Origin of the sequence: Leptospira johnsonii, from assembly GCF_003112675.1 — a bacterium.
GTDB lineage: Bacteria > Spirochaetota > Leptospiria > Leptospirales > Leptospiraceae > Leptospira_B > Leptospira_B johnsonii.
This window is the reverse complement of the sequence record NZ_BFAY01000008.1, coordinates 196,667-210,841: the sequence shown is the minus strand read 5'-3', so window position 1 is coordinate 210,841 and position 14,175 is coordinate 196,667. Positions and strand designations below refer to the sequence as shown.

The window sequence follows — 14,175 nt, the reverse complement described above, 5'->3', positions numbered from 1 at the left end:
TTCGTTCGCTGTGTGAGATAATTAAAGAGGCGCTTGCAGGTCCCCATGGACCAGGTCATTGATCAGAATTGTATCATGTCTGGATGGGGATCTGTTCTCAGGATAATCCGTAGAGTAATGTAGGCCTCTACTTTCGTGTCTGGCAAGTGCAGAACGGATAATCAATTCGGCCACCAAAACCAAATTACGAAGTTCTAATAAAGGATTCGTAACTATTGTTCTGTTGTAATAGTCCCTGACTTCCGCATAGATCAGATCCATTCTTCTTTTCGCTCTTTCTAAACGTAGATTGGAACGAACAATTCCCACATAATTGGACATTGTGTTTTTGATCTCCGAAAGGTCGTGGGAGATCAATACCCATTCTTCCGTATTGACCAGGCCCTCTTTGTCCCAAGCAGGGATCTGTTCATGTTCCGGTAGAAAGTTGGGTGGATTTTTACGGATCTCTTCCGCTATACGATTGGAGAAGACTAGACATTCCAATAGACTATTGGATGCGAGACGGTTTCCACCGTGAACTCCTGTGCAGGACGCTTCTCCCGCTGCGAATAAGTTCTCTATCCTAGTTTTTCCCCAAAGGTCGGTTGCGATCCCTCCACACATAAAGTGGGCGGCGGGTACAACCGGGATTGGATCTGTAGTGATATCAATACCTAACTCTAAACATTTCGCATAAATAGAAGGAAAAGATTCTTTGATCTCTGACGCAGGTCTATGAGAGATATCCAACCAAACATGAGGATCTCCCGACTTCTTCATTTCTGCGTCTATGGCTCTTGCGACTATATCTCTTGTCGCAAGGTCCGCCATTGGATGGTATTTTTTCATAAACGGTTCCCCGTCCATGCTGAGTAATACCGCACCTTTTCCTCGAACAGCCTCGGAGATCAGAAATGAATCACCTTTTTCATGGTATAGAGAAGTGGGATGGAACTGGTAAAATTCCATATTCCGGATCTCTGCTCCTGCGCGATAAGCGCAAGCAACTCCATCACCCGTGGCGATCTTAGGATTAGTAGTATGAGAATATACCTGTCCGGATCCGCCGCTTGCTATGATGGTCTTTTTCGCAAGGATTGGGATCACTTCTCCGGTATGATTGGAAAGAACGTAAGCCCCGAAACAGATCAAACCTTTCTTTTTTAGATGGTGGGGAGTGATCAGATCTACAACAGTATGGTATTCTAATATTCTAATGTTTGGGTTTTGTTTTACGATCTGTAGGAGCGTTTTTTCGATCTCGTGTCCGGTCCTGTCATGAGCGTGGACGATACGATTTGTTCCGTGTCCACCTTCTCTATGCAGATCGAATTCTCCCTCTTTATTCAGGTTGAATGGAACTCCATATTCTAAAAGTTCTTTGACTAGAGGAGGACCTTCTTCTACTAAAACCCGAACTGCTTCCGGATCGCAGAGTCCTGCCCCGGATTCCAAGGTGTCTTTTACATGATCCGCGAATTTATCTCCCTGAGAGAAAACGGAGGCGATCCCGCCTTGGGCATAATTGGTACTAGACTCGTAATCCGACTTCTTGGTCACGATCACGGTCTCGCCTACATTAGAAAGTTTTAAAGCCTGGAAAAGACCGGTAATGCCGCTCCCTATGACCAGAAAATCGGTTTTTATTCTTGGCATTTGTACAGATTCGACGGCTTACGCCGCCGAGAGTTTAGATCATTTACGTTTTGCGCCTGTGTTTAGAAGTGCTTCTACGTAATCTATAGAACGGATCAATTGGAAGTCAGGCTTGATCGGATCGTTCTTATGTTCATGGATGAACTTCTCCGCTTGCCCGTTTGTTTTTACCCAGCCTTCCAGTTTTTTCACATCGAAATGGCCTTTTTCCTCAGCAGAAGAAGGTAATTCAGGAAGGTGATTCCACATATTCTCTTCGCGATAATGGAATGGGAAACTGCCGTCTTCTTCGGATGAAACTTCGACGTCAGGTTTAACTCCCACTACTTGGATCGTATTCCCGGAAGGTGCGTAGTATCTGGACTGAGTAAGTTTGATATAATACGCGCCGTTGCCTCTTAACTCCTGCAGTTTTTGAACGGTTGCTTTTCCAAAAGATCTTTCTCCTAGGATTAAACCGCGACCATGATGTTTTAATGCAGAAGCTACGATCTCAGAAGCAGAAGCGGATTTTGCATTGATTAGAACTGCAACAGGTAGATCAGTCAGATCTTTTTTACCTGCATTAGAATCTTCAGGGCTTCTGTTCGGACTTTTTACGGAAACAATGAGTCCGTTAGTTACAAACATATCCGCAAGATCGATAGCAAGATCCAAATAACCTCCAGGGTTATTTCTAAGATCTAATACCAATGCCTTCAGTTTGGTTCCCTTGGCAGTGGATTGTTTTTCTAATTCTTTGAAATGTTGTACGAATTCTTTATCAACGGAAGGATCGGATTTTACGAAACCGGTCAACTTAATGTATCCAATATAAGGATGATTGTCTATCAACTTGCTCGTGATATTTCGGATCTCGATCGTATCGCGGATCACTTCGATACTTAGAGTTCCTGCCACTCCTTTTCTGCGAATGGTCAGAACTACTTTGGATCCTTTTTTTCCTTTGATCCTTTCTACCACTTTGTCGAGTAACATCCCTTTAGTGGACTTACCATCGACTGCCAGGATCACATCTCCTGCGCGAACTCCTGCGGTGACTGCAGGTCTTCCTTCCAAAGGATTTTCTACTACAACTTCTTTGTTACCGCCGCCGCTTAAGATCGCTCCAATTCCTTCGAAACTTCCGTCTTCGATCTTTGCCATGGATTCTTCCCAGGCAGCTTTTAAGAATACTTGGCTATGAGGATCTAAAGAAGAAAGATAGCCGTTCGCTGCAGCTAGATATACATCCTTGATGCTGAAAGGTTCTTTTTCTTTAGAGTCTTCTTCTCCGAACGGATCTTTGAGCGGAGGAGTCATGTAGTTTTGTAGATTTTTTTCGAGATATGCGAGTATTCGATCGAAGTCTTTTTTGGAAAAATTGGTCTGTTCCCACTTAGCGGTGAGCACTTTTTTGCGGACCTTCTCCCTTTCTACAAGTTTGAGGACTTCGTCGTTGGAAAGTTTAGGCTTATTGGCCTCTTCTTTCAGTTTTTTATCCCGGATCTTCTCCACTTCCTTATAATCCGGATCGAATAGGACAAATTTGTCCTCAGGAGAAAGTTTGAAAGATTTGCCCGGAAAAATATCATCCGCTTCTTCGTATTTTTCTCGGTCCGTAAAATAACTTTCCGGATACAAATAGAGACCATGAGGCAAAGATAGAAGTGCAAAAACGGCTGCGTCCTTGTAGGCGCGGTTTTTATCTATATTTTTATCTATATAGTTTCCCTCAACGGTCTTGACTACGCTGTCAAAATCTTTGAGAGTGAAATCTGCCGTGGTCTTGGAATTTCCGGAAGAAGGTTGGCAGAAGAAGATGCTCGTACATAAGATAACGGAGAGAAAGGATAAAGATAAGGATCTCAAGCTTTTCAAATCGGGTCCTCTTTTTGCAAGGTTGATTTTCGATCATTTTCCACCTGGAACAAGCATTGTCAATCTATTCCCCCGAAAACTCTTATTCTATAAGGCTTTGGAAAAGTTCTGGTTCCTAGGTTTTTTCTGTTTTGCGGGAACTTTTTACTGCACTTCGGTGTCCGTTCCTGGTGGCGGAAGATTCGGATCGGAACTCATACAAGAGCAGGCAATCCTAGATTTTTACGGAACGGAAGAAGAAAGAAAATCTTCTTTAGATTTATTAAAATCTTCCTGTAGATCCCTGAGAAAAGATAGGGGACTCGCTTGTTATAATTTATCCATTTTATATGATTCTTTAGGAGAAACTCAATCCGCTTGGGAATATGCAGTCCGAGCTAAAAATTCAGATCCGAACGATCCTCTTTACCAAGAGCTTGCATTCTCTTCTTCTTTAAAATGGGAATCGGAAAGGTCAGTGCTCGCAGACGAGGAAGAAGTTTTATATAAAACTGCAATTTCCGCATGCAAAAAAGGGAATATTGCGGAAGCTTCCGGATCCGTTTCCAAACTTATAGAAATTCAGTCTATTTCGAAAGAATCCTTAACCAAAGGTGTCTTTGCAGAATGTGGATTGGACAAGGAATTGATCGCAAAAGCAAAGCCGAACAATTTTAAACCTTCTTCCGAATATTATAAATTTCTGGAAAAGAGCCATCCTTACAGAAAAGTCTGGGACTTAAGTGGTGAATTCGGTAGGAACTCCAAAGATCTAGTTTCCGGGAATAAGGCCACTCAATCCTGGAAAGAACTCAAGAAAGCGGTTTCCACGAAAGATCAGGTTTCGGCCAAAAAACATCTTTTAAGTTTTAAGTCGAATCTGGAAGAACTGGCCAAAACAAACTCTGAGGCCTATCTACTTTCCGCAAATTTAAAAAAGGCGGCCTTTTTATTACTTTCTGAAGATTCGAATTATTCTTCTTTCAAAGAGCTTGCAAAAGAACTTTCTGATATAGAGACACAAAGAAAGTAAGAGCCACAGGGTGGTCTCACACAGAGTCACAGAGACACTGAGTTTTTTTGGCTTACTATTTCCCAAATTACCCCTCCGTGACTTTGTGCCTCTGTGTGAAAAAATCTCTGCGTCTCTTTTAACTTAGTGCCTTTAAATACTCTTTTACCGAAGTTTCTAGACCGACCTCTAACGCGTAAGACATGAGTCTGTGGCCGATGGATACTTCTTCCAAGCCTGGGAGACGGGAGAATAGGGGAAGATTGAAATGATCCAGGTCATGCCCTGCATTGATCCCTATTTTTTGGGTTTGTAGGAACTCCGCAGCCTTTCTAAAAGATTCGAAAACGACTTTAGCTTCTTCAGGAGAATGATCGAATGCATGTGCATAAGGGCCTGTATAAAACTCTACTCGGTCTGCTCCGGTATCTTTTACTAATTTAAGATTCTCTAAATCCGTTTCCATGAAGATAGAAACACGGATCCCTGCATTTTGGATCTTTTGGATATAAGATTTTAGTTCAGATAAATCCTTTTTCAGGTCGAAACCATGGTCCGATGTGATCTCTCCCGGAGTAACTGGGACTAACGTAGCTTGGTCTGGGTTTGCTTCCAGAACAAGATCTAAAAACCTAGGGGAAGGTTCTCCTTCCATATTGTATTCTATCTTCTTTTTTTTATCCCGATTGTAGAGCATAAGGAACTCCCTCAGATCGAATACATCCTGCTTTTTGATATGCCTTTCGTCTTCTCTTGGGTGGACCGTGATTCCGTGAGCGCCTGCTTCTAAGATCAATTTAGATAAATAGATCAGATCCGGATGGTTTCCCCCTCTGGAGTTTCTCAAAGTAGCTATTTTGTTTACATTTACGCTCAGATGGACCATAAACCCTCGTATTCGGAATCCCATTCTTAAAAAGTACAAGTTAGCGGAAACTAGATTTCTGAGTGCTTTTTCTGCTTGAATCGGAATAAGTGTCTTCCAGCATGGTCAATTCCGATGGCAACAGCTAAGAAAACGGCTAAGAAAAAAGCTGCACCGAAGTCGAAAACTCCGGTGAAAAAGAGCGCCCCGAAGAAAAAAACTCCTCCGGCGAAAAAGAAGGAAGTGGTTAGCGCGAGCAAACCTACTGGGATTAAAAAATCTTCTACTTCTAAATCTTCTTCTCTCAATCCTCTGGGCAAAAAATTCACCTGTCATACTTGTGGAACTAGGTTCTACGATCTAAACAAAGAAGTAAAAATCTGCCCTAAATGCGGAGCTGATCAAAGTAAACGTCCTCCTTCCAAATCCAGGGTCCGTCCTAGAGTGGAAGAAGAAGAGTTTCCAGAAGAAAACTTAGACTACGATGCCGAAGTAGGTTTCGAAGAAGAAGAAGGTATTGTGGAAGAACCTCTTGAAGAGGAAGAAGACGAGGAAGAGGAGGAGGAATAATTCCCCCTTCCGATTCCATTCTGATCCTCACAGCTCCCACTGGGGCCGGCAAAACGGCTCTGGTGAGAGAACTGGATCCTTCTCGTTTTGAAATTATTTCCTTCGATTCCAGACAGATCTACAAAGAGTTAAGCATCGGGACCGCAGCTCCCAGCCAAGAAGACTGTGAAAAAATCACCCACCATCTGGTATCATTTCTTTCTCCCGCCGAATCCATAGATGCAGCAAAATTTGTAACAAAGGCAGAAGAAGCCCTGGATGATATACTTTCCAGAGGTAAAATCCCAGTTTTAACCGCAGGTACTGGGTTCTATTTGAATGCTTTTTTATTCGGAATGTTTCCAGTCCCGAAAATCAGCGAAGAAGTAAAATTGAAAGTGGAATCCTTGAGTATGGAAGATAGGATCCAAGAACTCCAAAAACTGGACCCCAAGGCTCTCCAAAAAATCTTTCCAAACGATAACTACAGATATGGAAGAGCCTTGGAAGTAAATTGGATGGGAACTCTCTGGTCCGAACTGAAAGTGGAGGAGGGGAGCGGCGCCCTAATTTCCAAAAATTTGAATATACTTGGGGCCTTCTTCTTGGATCTGGATCGAAAAGAATTGTACGAAAGGATCGATTCCAGGGCCAAAAAAATGATAGAATCCGGAATGGCAGAAGAAGCGAAAAGGGTCTCAGATAAATACGGTGAAGATTGTCCCGGTCTTCAGTCCTTAGGTTATAATTTCGCGCTTGAAAATATTAAAGGAACGTCCAACCTTGAGACATTCTTTGGGAATTTAAGCCAGTCCCATAGGAACTACGCCAAACGTCAGATTACTTGGTTCCGAAAGCAAAAGATACTGGAACCGATCCATCCGAAAGAAGCGTACGAAAAGATAAAAAAAATATAAACGGATAAAAATCTATGTCTGCTAAAAATAATATACAGGACCAACTGCTCAATACGGCTAGAAAAGAAAAACTGGAATTGACCATCTATCTTTTAAACGGAGTACCTTTAAAAGGTAAAGTGGTAAGTTTTGATAATTTTACTATAGTCCTTGAGCAGGAAAATAAGCAGAGTTTGGTGTATAAACACGCGATCTCGACGATCATTCCTTCTAAAGTAATCAAACTTTATACAGAAGAAGCCGCTAAAGAAGCTCCTTCCGCCTAAATGTTCCGAAAGATAGGCCGGGCACTTTTCATTTTATTTATATTAGCGGGGATCCTACTGGTATCCTATCCGCTTTTTTTTATAAAAGAAGGAGAAGCTCTGCTTGTCTGGGAACAGGATTCCAAGTTAGTTTCCTTTGTTCGTGGCCCGGGCTTTGCCTATGAACCGGCAGTGATCCAGTTCTGGGAGAAGTCCGTACGTAAAGAATCCTTAAACTCATTGGCTTTGGAGTTGGATATCCATCACGATCTTTCTTCCGGATTATTCTCCGAAAGATCTGAAGAAGGTAAGATCAGAGCTAAACTGGATCTTTCCTTTCATCTCGAAGAAGAAGGATCTAAAAAGTTTTTCCTTTCCGGAGGAAAAACAGAGCAAGGCAGAGCGAAATATCTCTCCAATATCTTCCAGTCCAAACTTAGAGCTGGGATAGAGGATGAGAAAAATATCAATTTAAACAAAGATTCTATCTCCGCTTTCCTGAGAAACGATATCGTTAGAATTCTCTCTAACGAAGTTCCTTGGCTTAAGATAGAATCGGTTCGCATTATCAGTCTGGATATTCCGGATCCGATACTCATCGCGAATATATTCCGTAATCCTAACTATATTTTGGCTAAAAAGTTAGAAAGAATAGAAGCCTTAAAAAAGGCGGAATCTTACTCCATACAAGAAGAAGCAAAACTTGCAATTTCCAAAAAAAAATGGGAGCAATATAAGGATTTTCTAAAGAAGAATCCGGATATGAAAGAGTTCCTACTTTACGATAATATCGGGGAGAATGTGGACGTTCTACTTCTTCCTTCCGATACAGTTTTTGGAGATCCTAAATCTTTGAGTAAGAAAAAGTCTGCCCCCAAACCCAAAGAGGTGGAATAAATGACACAAGACAAACCCGTAGTACTGATCATGGCGGGAGGAAAAGGAGAAAGATTCTGGCCTAGATCCAGGGTTTCCACTCCTAAACAACTCCAGAAAGTATATTCAAAAAATACACTTCTAAAAGAGACCTTGAATCGGGCATACACGATTACAAGTCCTGATAGAGTCTTTATAGGAACAAACGCTACTTTAAAAAAAGCGATCCTTGCCCAGGAGAGAAGTTTTCCTGAGAATAATTTTATCATAGAACCGGAAGGAAAAAACACAGCACCGATCATAGCTCTTGCTTCTTTATACTTCAAAGAGAAGTTCGGGGACCCTGTTCAGGTTGTACTTTCTGCCGATGCATGGGTGAACTCTGAAAAAGAATTTGCTAAGAGTATCCAAAAGGCTCTAAAAGAGACGGACGGACATCTTGTATTATTAGGGATCAAACCGAATCGTCCAGAAGTGGGTTACGGTTATATCGCTTCCGGAAAACCGACCAAACACGGATTCGAAGTGAAGTCATTCTTCGAAAAGCCGGACGTAAAAACTGCGATCAAGTATATTAAGAAACCGAACTTCTATTGGAATCCAGGTATATTTCTTTGGAAAACAAGTCTGATCCTGGAAGAATTCGAAAACCATTCTCCTGAAATACTAAAACCTCTTAAGAATAGATTTCCATTCAAGAAAATGGGAGATCTAGGAGAAGCATTCAAGCTTCTTCCCTCCGAACCGGTGGATATAGCCATCATGGAAAAGAGTGCACGTATCAGAATGGTAGAAGCAAGTTTTTCTTGGGACGATGTGGGCTCTTGGCTTTCCTTGGAAAGAGTATTGCCTGGAGACAAGCAAGGCAATCGTCATATCGGTAAAGAAATTCTATTTTATAAATCCGGAAACAACGTCACTCAGACTAGAAAAGAATTCACTGCACTACTCGGAGTTCAGGATATCGTCGTAGTGGAAGAGGAAGACGTTCTCTTTATAGCTTCTAAAGAAGGAATAGGTGATATCAAAAATATGGTCGCCGAGATCCGTAAAAATAAAGGTTTACAAAAGTACACCGAATAATTTCCTGGCAGGTTAGGAACCTAACAGGAGAACCGAATGCCTTCCGGTAAAAAAAGAAAGCGAAGAAAGATCGCGACTCACAAGAGGAAGAAAAAGAGAAGACAGAATCGTCATAAGAAGAAAGGCAAATAAGATATTTTTTGATATCTAAAAGACCGGGAAATCGAATCGAAGACCCGGTCTTTTTCGCCTCCCTCCTCCATCGGGAACTCTCCCGACTCGGAATTAGCAACTATCAAAGCCTAAAGCAAAATCCGAAAATGGCCGATCATGTTGCTGTATGGCCTCCTTTCAGGATTATTCTCTTTTAAGACGTTGGTGGAAACCTGAGTTTCCTCCAGCCAAAGGATATACAAAATCCTACCAAGCTAAAACTCCGGATGGAGATATTCTCCAAGCCGACTTTCATTTTCATGATCGCAAGATCAGGCTCACTTTGGAAGTCGCCGGAGAGAATGGCCGCATTTATGTATCCACCATCCGGGACGGTTCCATCCTAAAAGAGACCGACCTTACCACAGGTAGATCTTATCCTCTTTATTCCAGATTCGCACCTTTTAGAGACTTATTATCTTCTCTTCCGGACAAGGATGCTCTACAGATTTTGGGTGGGGCATACGGAGTTTCTCCTGAACCATTGGGGGGGCCGGAGAGAAGGACCCCTAAACCTTGGGAAATTTCTACCAAGTACGATCATATTTTCGGGATCGATCGAAACCCTAGGTCCTGGAAAAAGTTTTTCCAAAGGGAGAAAAAAGAGCCCTTATGGACCAGGATCAAGAGAAGGCTCTGGGGAGATCTACAAGACTATTCCTTAGGTTTGGCATCTGCGCTGGGAATCTGGTATGCTTACATGGATTTTTATTTGCTCGGATTTTCACTTGCCGTTTTCGGTTTGCTTTTTGGCGGATTGGACTGGATACTGAGGAAACGCGATCCGCTTTTCTCGAAAGTTGTAATCTTTCTGGGTTCCGGATCGTATTTTTATTACTACGGATTCACCCGTTTCTAAGGAGGGGGAATGTCCGCCGAAATCGAACACCAGTACATTCTATTTAGCTTGGGAGAGGAAGAATACGCTCTTCCAATCGTTCTTGTAGATGAGATTATCAAGATCCATAACCTGGTTAAGGTTCCGAGATCCAAAAACTATTTTGCAGGTATCATGGATATCCGAGGCAAGGTAGTGAAGATGGTGGATCTGGGTGTGAAACTCAATATTCCCCATTCCCACGAACAAGGTTATGATCGTGCCATCGTGGTAAAGATAAGCGGCGAATCCGTCGGCATCATAGTAGACAAGGTAGCTAACGTAGCGCTCTTTCCTCCGGAAACGATCAATCCTCCTCCTCCTTCTATCAAAGGAATTTCTTCCCGTTATATCACGGGTGTCGGTAAAAAAGACGATCGGTTTATCATCCTGATCGATATCGAAAAAATCCTAGGATCTGAAGAATTAGCGGAGTTGGGTGCCGGGGCGAAATGAAACAAACCCGCCTGATACTGGGCGCGATACTCCTGATCTTATTTGGGTTGGGAGTAAGCGTCCGAACCGAGGCGGATGAGCAGGACCAAAGACTAGATCCTGCAGGTATATATAAACTTCCTCATGAAGTAATTCTTCCTGCGAGTCTCCGTACATTAAAGGAGAACTTACTTAATTCTTCCGAAACAGCTTCCGATCCGATCACATCTATCCGTCAGGTTTTAGATCCATACTACGCTCAGTTCGTGGATCCAAAAAGAACGGAAGAAGAAAGAAGACTAGGTCGTATCTTCACCGAAAAGACGGATCGTAATACTTTACGTTTATTGATCTTAAAAATGATGAATAAGATCACTGGGGGACAACAGCTTCGCGATTCTCCCATCCTATTCGAACTACATTGGTTGCTCAGCCAGGAATATTCCAAGAAGAAGCAAAACTTCAAAGCATTGGAAGAAGCATTGTCTGCGCTCAGATACAGGGACTTTTCGCATACAGAAGAATCATTCTCGAAAGAAGAAAGATTGAGAGAATTGTATGATACAAGCGAAGTGGAAAGGGCCAAACAACATGCAAAGGTCAAAAAAGAATTAGAAAAAGCGAATTCAGATCTGGAAAAAGCGAAGGATAAGGTACATCTTTTAGAGGCTTCTTCCGCAAGAGAGAAGGACCTGATCTTCGAATCTAATCCGCCTAGTAATGCTCGCAAAGTCACGGCAAACGATATCAGTCTTGCAAAACAAGATGTAAAGAATGCGGACGATTCCCTCAAAAGAGCGGCCGGCGCCTATAAAGATTCGTTCGAGAATAATTATTATCCATTTTTTAAAAGAAAGTCCAGAGAAGACGCAGATACGGTTTTTGCTTTGGCGAAGTTCGTAAAAGAATCGGAGAATGAGAACAAGGAAAGACTAAAAGTAGTCAATAAAACCTCTGTGAGCGGGCAGGGGATTTTTGTTCTATTCGATTATAAAAGAAATACGGACTTCTTTGCATATGCTGCGCTACTAGAATTGGCGTTTCGTTTAGATCCTGAATATTCCCCGGTAGTTTTAGCATTGGCGGAAGAGTTAAAGGCCTCAGGTAAAAAATCCAAGTCTCTAGACTTCTTCTTAAAATATTTGGCTCTTGCATTAAAAGAAAATAAAACTCCTGCAGAGATCGCCTACGTTTATCGCGCGATCGCTTCTTTGCATACGGAACTGAAACAATATGTTCTGGCTGCGGAGTTTTACGAAAAATATTATCTTTCAGAACCGGATCCTAAGAAAAAAGGGATCTATGCGTTTGAACTGGGAAATTTTTTCGAGAGCAAACTGGGCAATTTAGAATCCGGAAGAAAATATTACGAAGATTGGTTGCAGATCCGAGAACAGGAAAAGGCAACCGCTTCAGATCTATCTTTTCCGGAAGCTCAAGAAAGAATACGAATGGAGGTCCTTGCTTATTTAGGGATCTCTAAACTATATAGATACGAGAAAAAACCTCCTAAAGAAAAGGAGGAACTAGTTAAATCCATCCAGGCATACGATCGCCTCCGGGAAAATTTAAGATTAGAAGAAGAGAAATATTCCCAAGGAAAAAAGGAATTACTCCAGATCAAAAAAGGTCTCTTGGAAAGAACAAACGACCAGGACATGGCACAATACAGACTTAAAAGTTTGGAGATGGAAGAATCCAAAGAAAAAATGGATATTATCCGAACCAAGTTGGATGCTTCCCCGGGGCCGAGAGCAATGCAAAGATTATCCGTGTTGTATGAGTTCGAAAAGAACTACGGAGAGTCCAAAAGAATGAACGAAGAGATCCTGAAAGTAGGGAATCAAACTGAGATCAATCTGGCCTTGAAAAATATAGAACGGATCAATAAAATTTTAGAAGATGGAATGCAAAGAGATCCTTATCCAAGGGATCCACTTTCCGGGGATACATATTAGAAACGATATGTAGGAGTTCCTACACGCGTACTTTCAAATATATTCTAATTTAACGTCTTCTTGGCCTTAGTGTATTTTTCCACATCGTCCACACCGGATTCTTTTTCTTCTTCTCTTGCTTCAGGTTCTATTACTCTGAATTCCACTTGATCGATTACTTCTCCCTCATAGGAGACCTTGATCAGATATTTGCCTGCAATCAATTCTTGGAAACTTCCGGTAATACTGGAACTCGAAAGTTCAGGTCTTTTACGTCTTACTTCTATCTCATTAAAGCCGACTTGGAATCTGCTCAGACTCACATAAATCTCGGCTTCCGGGTTAGGTACTCTGGAAAATTTGTAGAGATATACGAGCGTTTTGTTCGTGGGGAAGATCAGCTTTTCCCTGGTAAGAGTGAATTCCTGAACGGTAGTGAATTTTTTCTCCAATAAGGTCTGTCTGGTCTCATCTACCAATGCCCAGCCGAATTCTCCGCTCATTCCCAAACAAGAAACAAAGAAGAAAGAGTATAATAAAAATATAAAATAGGAAAACCGGATATTCATTCCTTGGATCATTCTCCTTTTTCTACCACTCTTCCCTTATCGGAAATGTCTTTTTCTTTGGGAGAATATTCTCTGTCGGGAAATATCACTCTGAAACCGGAACCTTCATTCTTTTGAGGAAACATGAGTCTTTGCAAAAAACGATAGGTTAAATATGCGAATAATATGATTAAAAGGAGTTTCATCTCTGATTCAAGGTTCGGTTTTAGACCGTTACCTTTAGTCTATACTTACCGGAAAAGTGATTCCGGCAACCCGATTTCCAAAAAACGGAGTTGCGGGTTTGGGTAATGGTATTACCTTTTAGGAATTAACGGGAATGCCCGAATGTGAGCCACTTGCCCCCTGGATATAGTCCAGGCGGGGCATTTTTCTAAATGTTTCTAAAAGGTTCAGTGATCGGGAGACTCCCGAATGCAGAAGGAATAAATGGGATCAGATAAATCCAGATTCGCTATATATATAGTTTTTTAGGTTTTTATTCTCTTCTTCCGTTTTCGCGATTTTGGCTTTTACAGCGTCTCCAATCGAGACGATTCCCACCAATCTGTTTCCATCCAGAATTGGCATGTGCCGGATCCTTTTTTTTAGCATAATAGAAAGAACTTCATCCACTTGGTCGTTCGGTTGCATAGTAGTCAGTGTGGTGGACATTAGATCCGCCACTGTTTTATCGAATACTGCTTCCCGATCTGTGGAGGCGAAATGAAGTAAATCTCTTTCTGTAAATATACCGGCGAGTTTCCCTTCTTTAAGCACGATCACGGAACCTATATCATACTTGGTCATAAATCGGATCGCTTCCCAAACGGTGGTACTGGGCTCCACCGAGAGGATCTTTCGGTCCTTTTTTTCCAAGATATCTTTTACCAGCATGGCTACCTCTAGGCCCAAAGTGTAGTTTTGAGGGAGCTTCGATTCAAGGACTTTTTTTGTAAAAAAGAGGTCGGAACTATGACAAGCTTTTGGGTCTTTTTGGTCGAATGAGCGGAAAAATGAAGACTAAAATTGGGAAAAAAACAGTAAAATGGGACTGTCTATAAATTTGGAGAATTCGGTGATTTATTCCCCGATATTAAAATGCTAAAATAGATCAAAGTAGAAGTTTTGAAAATTTTGCGGAAACAATTAGATTCCTAAAAAAGGATTTCCCAATTCACTCCTAACGTGGGAGCATAAC

Annotated in this window: 15 protein-coding genes; 9 read left to right on the top strand and 6 right to left on the bottom strand. The window is 41.8% G+C overall.

The window, feature by feature from the left end:
* Positions 1–21 precede the first annotated feature (21 nt).
* Both nadB and LPTSP_RS08465 read right to left on the bottom strand, forming a co-directional pair.
* Positions 22–1,638 carry an L-aspartate oxidase gene (gene nadB, locus LPTSP_RS08470; RefSeq protein ID WP_108928378.1) on the bottom strand — a complete coding sequence of 539 codons (1,617 nt, stop codon included), beginning with the start codon at positions 1,636–1,638 and terminating at the stop codon, positions 22–24.
* Between the two features lie 39 nt (positions 1,639–1,677).
* Positions 1,678–3,498, bottom strand: coding sequence for a S41 family peptidase (locus tag LPTSP_RS08465; RefSeq protein WP_108928377.1), 1,821 nt, complete (start codon positions 3,496–3,498; stop codon positions 1,678–1,680).
* Between LPTSP_RS08465 and LPTSP_RS08460 the strand changes: the two genes are divergently transcribed.
* Positions 3,440–4,510: a hypothetical protein gene (locus tag LPTSP_RS08460; protein WP_245915515.1), complete on the top strand. Its 1,071-nt coding sequence runs from the start codon at positions 3,440–3,442 to the stop codon at positions 4,508–4,510. The genes LPTSP_RS08465 and LPTSP_RS08460 overlap by 59 nt on opposite strands.
* A gap of 118 nt (positions 4,511–4,628) precedes the next feature.
* On the opposite strand, the gene LPTSP_RS08455 is transcribed toward LPTSP_RS08460, so the two are convergent.
* Positions 4,629–5,375: a pyridoxine 5'-phosphate synthase gene (locus LPTSP_RS08455; protein WP_108928375.1), complete on the bottom strand. Its 747-nt coding sequence runs from the start codon at positions 5,373–5,375 to the stop codon at positions 4,629–4,631.
* A 114-nt stretch (positions 5,376–5,489) separates the two neighbouring features.
* On the opposite strand from LPTSP_RS08455, the gene LPTSP_RS08450 reads away from it, so the two are divergent.
* From LPTSP_RS08450 to LPTSP_RS08415, 8 genes are all read left to right on the top strand, one after another.
* Positions 5,490–5,924 carry an FYDLN acid domain-containing protein gene (locus LPTSP_RS08450; protein ID WP_108928374.1) on the top strand — a complete coding sequence of 145 codons (435 nt, stop codon included), beginning with the start codon at positions 5,490–5,492 and terminating at the stop codon, positions 5,922–5,924.
* 20 nt (positions 5,925–5,944) lie between these two features.
* Positions 5,945–6,820 carry a tRNA (adenosine(37)-N6)-dimethylallyltransferase MiaA gene (miaA, locus tag LPTSP_RS08445; RefSeq protein ID WP_167396428.1) on the top strand — a complete coding sequence of 292 codons (876 nt, stop codon included), beginning with the start codon at positions 5,945–5,947 and terminating at the stop codon, positions 6,818–6,820.
* A gap of 14 nt (positions 6,821–6,834) precedes the next feature.
* Positions 6,835–7,086 (top strand): RNA chaperone Hfq, encoded by a 252-nt coding sequence (hfq, locus tag LPTSP_RS08440; RefSeq protein WP_008592014.1) that lies wholly within the window; start codon positions 6,835–6,837, stop codon positions 7,084–7,086.
* Entirely contained in the window at positions 7,087–7,962 is an 876-nt protein-coding gene (locus LPTSP_RS08435; protein WP_108928372.1) for a hypothetical protein, read from the top strand.
* A complete protein-coding gene (locus LPTSP_RS08430) occupies positions 7,963–9,024 on the top strand; it encodes a mannose-1-phosphate guanylyltransferase (RefSeq protein WP_108928371.1) in 1,062 nt (353 codons plus the stop codon).
* A 280-nt stretch (positions 9,025–9,304) separates the two neighbouring features.
* Positions 9,305–10,036 (top strand): hypothetical protein, encoded by a 732-nt coding sequence (locus LPTSP_RS08425; protein ID WP_108928370.1) that lies wholly within the window; start codon positions 9,305–9,307, stop codon positions 10,034–10,036.
* Between the two features lie 9 nt (positions 10,037–10,045).
* Positions 10,046–10,510, top strand: coding sequence for a chemotaxis protein CheW (locus LPTSP_RS08420; RefSeq protein ID WP_108928369.1), 465 nt, complete (start codon positions 10,046–10,048; stop codon positions 10,508–10,510).
* Positions 10,507–12,447: a tetratricopeptide repeat protein gene (locus LPTSP_RS08415; protein ID WP_108928368.1), complete on the top strand. Its 1,941-nt coding sequence runs from the start codon at positions 10,507–10,509 to the stop codon at positions 12,445–12,447. The genes LPTSP_RS08420 and LPTSP_RS08415 overlap by 4 nt, the downstream gene beginning before the upstream one ends.
* A gap of 44 nt (positions 12,448–12,491) precedes the next feature.
* On the opposite strand, the gene LPTSP_RS08410 is transcribed toward LPTSP_RS08415, so the two are convergent.
* The 3 genes from LPTSP_RS08410 to LPTSP_RS08405 all read right to left on the bottom strand — a co-directional run bounded on the left by LPTSP_RS08410 (position 12,492) and on the right by LPTSP_RS08405 (position 13,871).
* On the bottom strand, positions 12,492–13,007 hold the full coding sequence (locus LPTSP_RS08410) for an LIC_12238 family plasminogen-binding lipoprotein (RefSeq protein ID WP_108928367.1): 516 nt from the start codon (positions 13,005–13,007) through the stop codon (positions 12,492–12,494).
* Positions 13,004–13,180 (bottom strand): hypothetical protein, encoded by a 177-nt coding sequence (locus LPTSP_RS19090; protein WP_167396426.1) that lies wholly within the window; start codon positions 13,178–13,180, stop codon positions 13,004–13,006. The genes LPTSP_RS08410 and LPTSP_RS19090 overlap by 4 nt, the downstream gene beginning before the upstream one ends.
* 250 nt (positions 13,181–13,430) lie before the next feature.
* Positions 13,431–13,871, bottom strand: a complete 441-nt coding sequence (locus tag LPTSP_RS08405) for a CBS domain-containing protein (RefSeq protein ID WP_086449248.1) — start codon at positions 13,869–13,871, stop codon at positions 13,431–13,433.
* Positions 13,872–14,175 lie beyond the last annotated feature (304 nt).

Excerpts from the sequence above, each read along its gene's own strand:
- nadB (WP_108928378.1), bottom strand. The coding sequence starts at position 1,638 with ATGCCAAGAATAAAAACCGATTTTCTGGTCATAGGGAGCGGCATTACC.
- LPTSP_RS08460 (WP_245915515.1), top strand. The coding sequence starts at position 3,440 with ATGCTCGTACATAAGATAACGGAGAGAAAGGATAAAGATAAGGATCTC.
- LPTSP_RS08455 (WP_108928375.1), bottom strand. The coding sequence starts at position 5,375 with ATGGTCCATCTGAGCGTAAATGTAAACAAAATAGCTACTTTGAGAAAC.
- LPTSP_RS08450 (WP_108928374.1), top strand. The coding sequence starts at position 5,490 with ATGGCAACAGCTAAGAAAACGGCTAAGAAAAAAGCTGCACCGAAGTCG.
- hfq (WP_008592014.1), top strand. The coding sequence starts at position 6,835 with ATGTCTGCTAAAAATAATATACAGGACCAACTGCTCAATACGGCTAGA.
- LPTSP_RS08435 (WP_108928372.1), top strand. The coding sequence starts at position 7,087 with ATGTTCCGAAAGATAGGCCGGGCACTTTTCATTTTATTTATATTAGCG.
- LPTSP_RS08430 (WP_108928371.1), top strand. The coding sequence starts at position 7,963 with ATGACACAAGACAAACCCGTAGTACTGATCATGGCGGGAGGAAAAGGA.
- LPTSP_RS08425 (WP_108928370.1), top strand. The coding sequence starts at position 9,305 with ATGGCCTCCTTTCAGGATTATTCTCTTTTAAGACGTTGGTGGAAACCT.
- LPTSP_RS08420 (WP_108928369.1), top strand. The coding sequence starts at position 10,046 with ATGTCCGCCGAAATCGAACACCAGTACATTCTATTTAGCTTGGGAGAG.
- LPTSP_RS08415 (WP_108928368.1), top strand. The coding sequence starts at position 10,507 with ATGAAACAAACCCGCCTGATACTGGGCGCGATACTCCTGATCTTATTT.
- LPTSP_RS08410 (WP_108928367.1), bottom strand. The coding sequence starts at position 13,007 with ATGATCCAAGGAATGAATATCCGGTTTTCCTATTTTATATTTTTATTA.
- LPTSP_RS19090 (WP_167396426.1), bottom strand. The coding sequence starts at position 13,180 with ATGAAACTCCTTTTAATCATATTATTCGCATATTTAACCTATCGTTTT.
- LPTSP_RS08405 (WP_086449248.1), bottom strand. The coding sequence starts at position 13,871 with ATGCTGGTAAAAGATATCTTGGAAAAAAAGGACCGAAAGATCCTCTCG.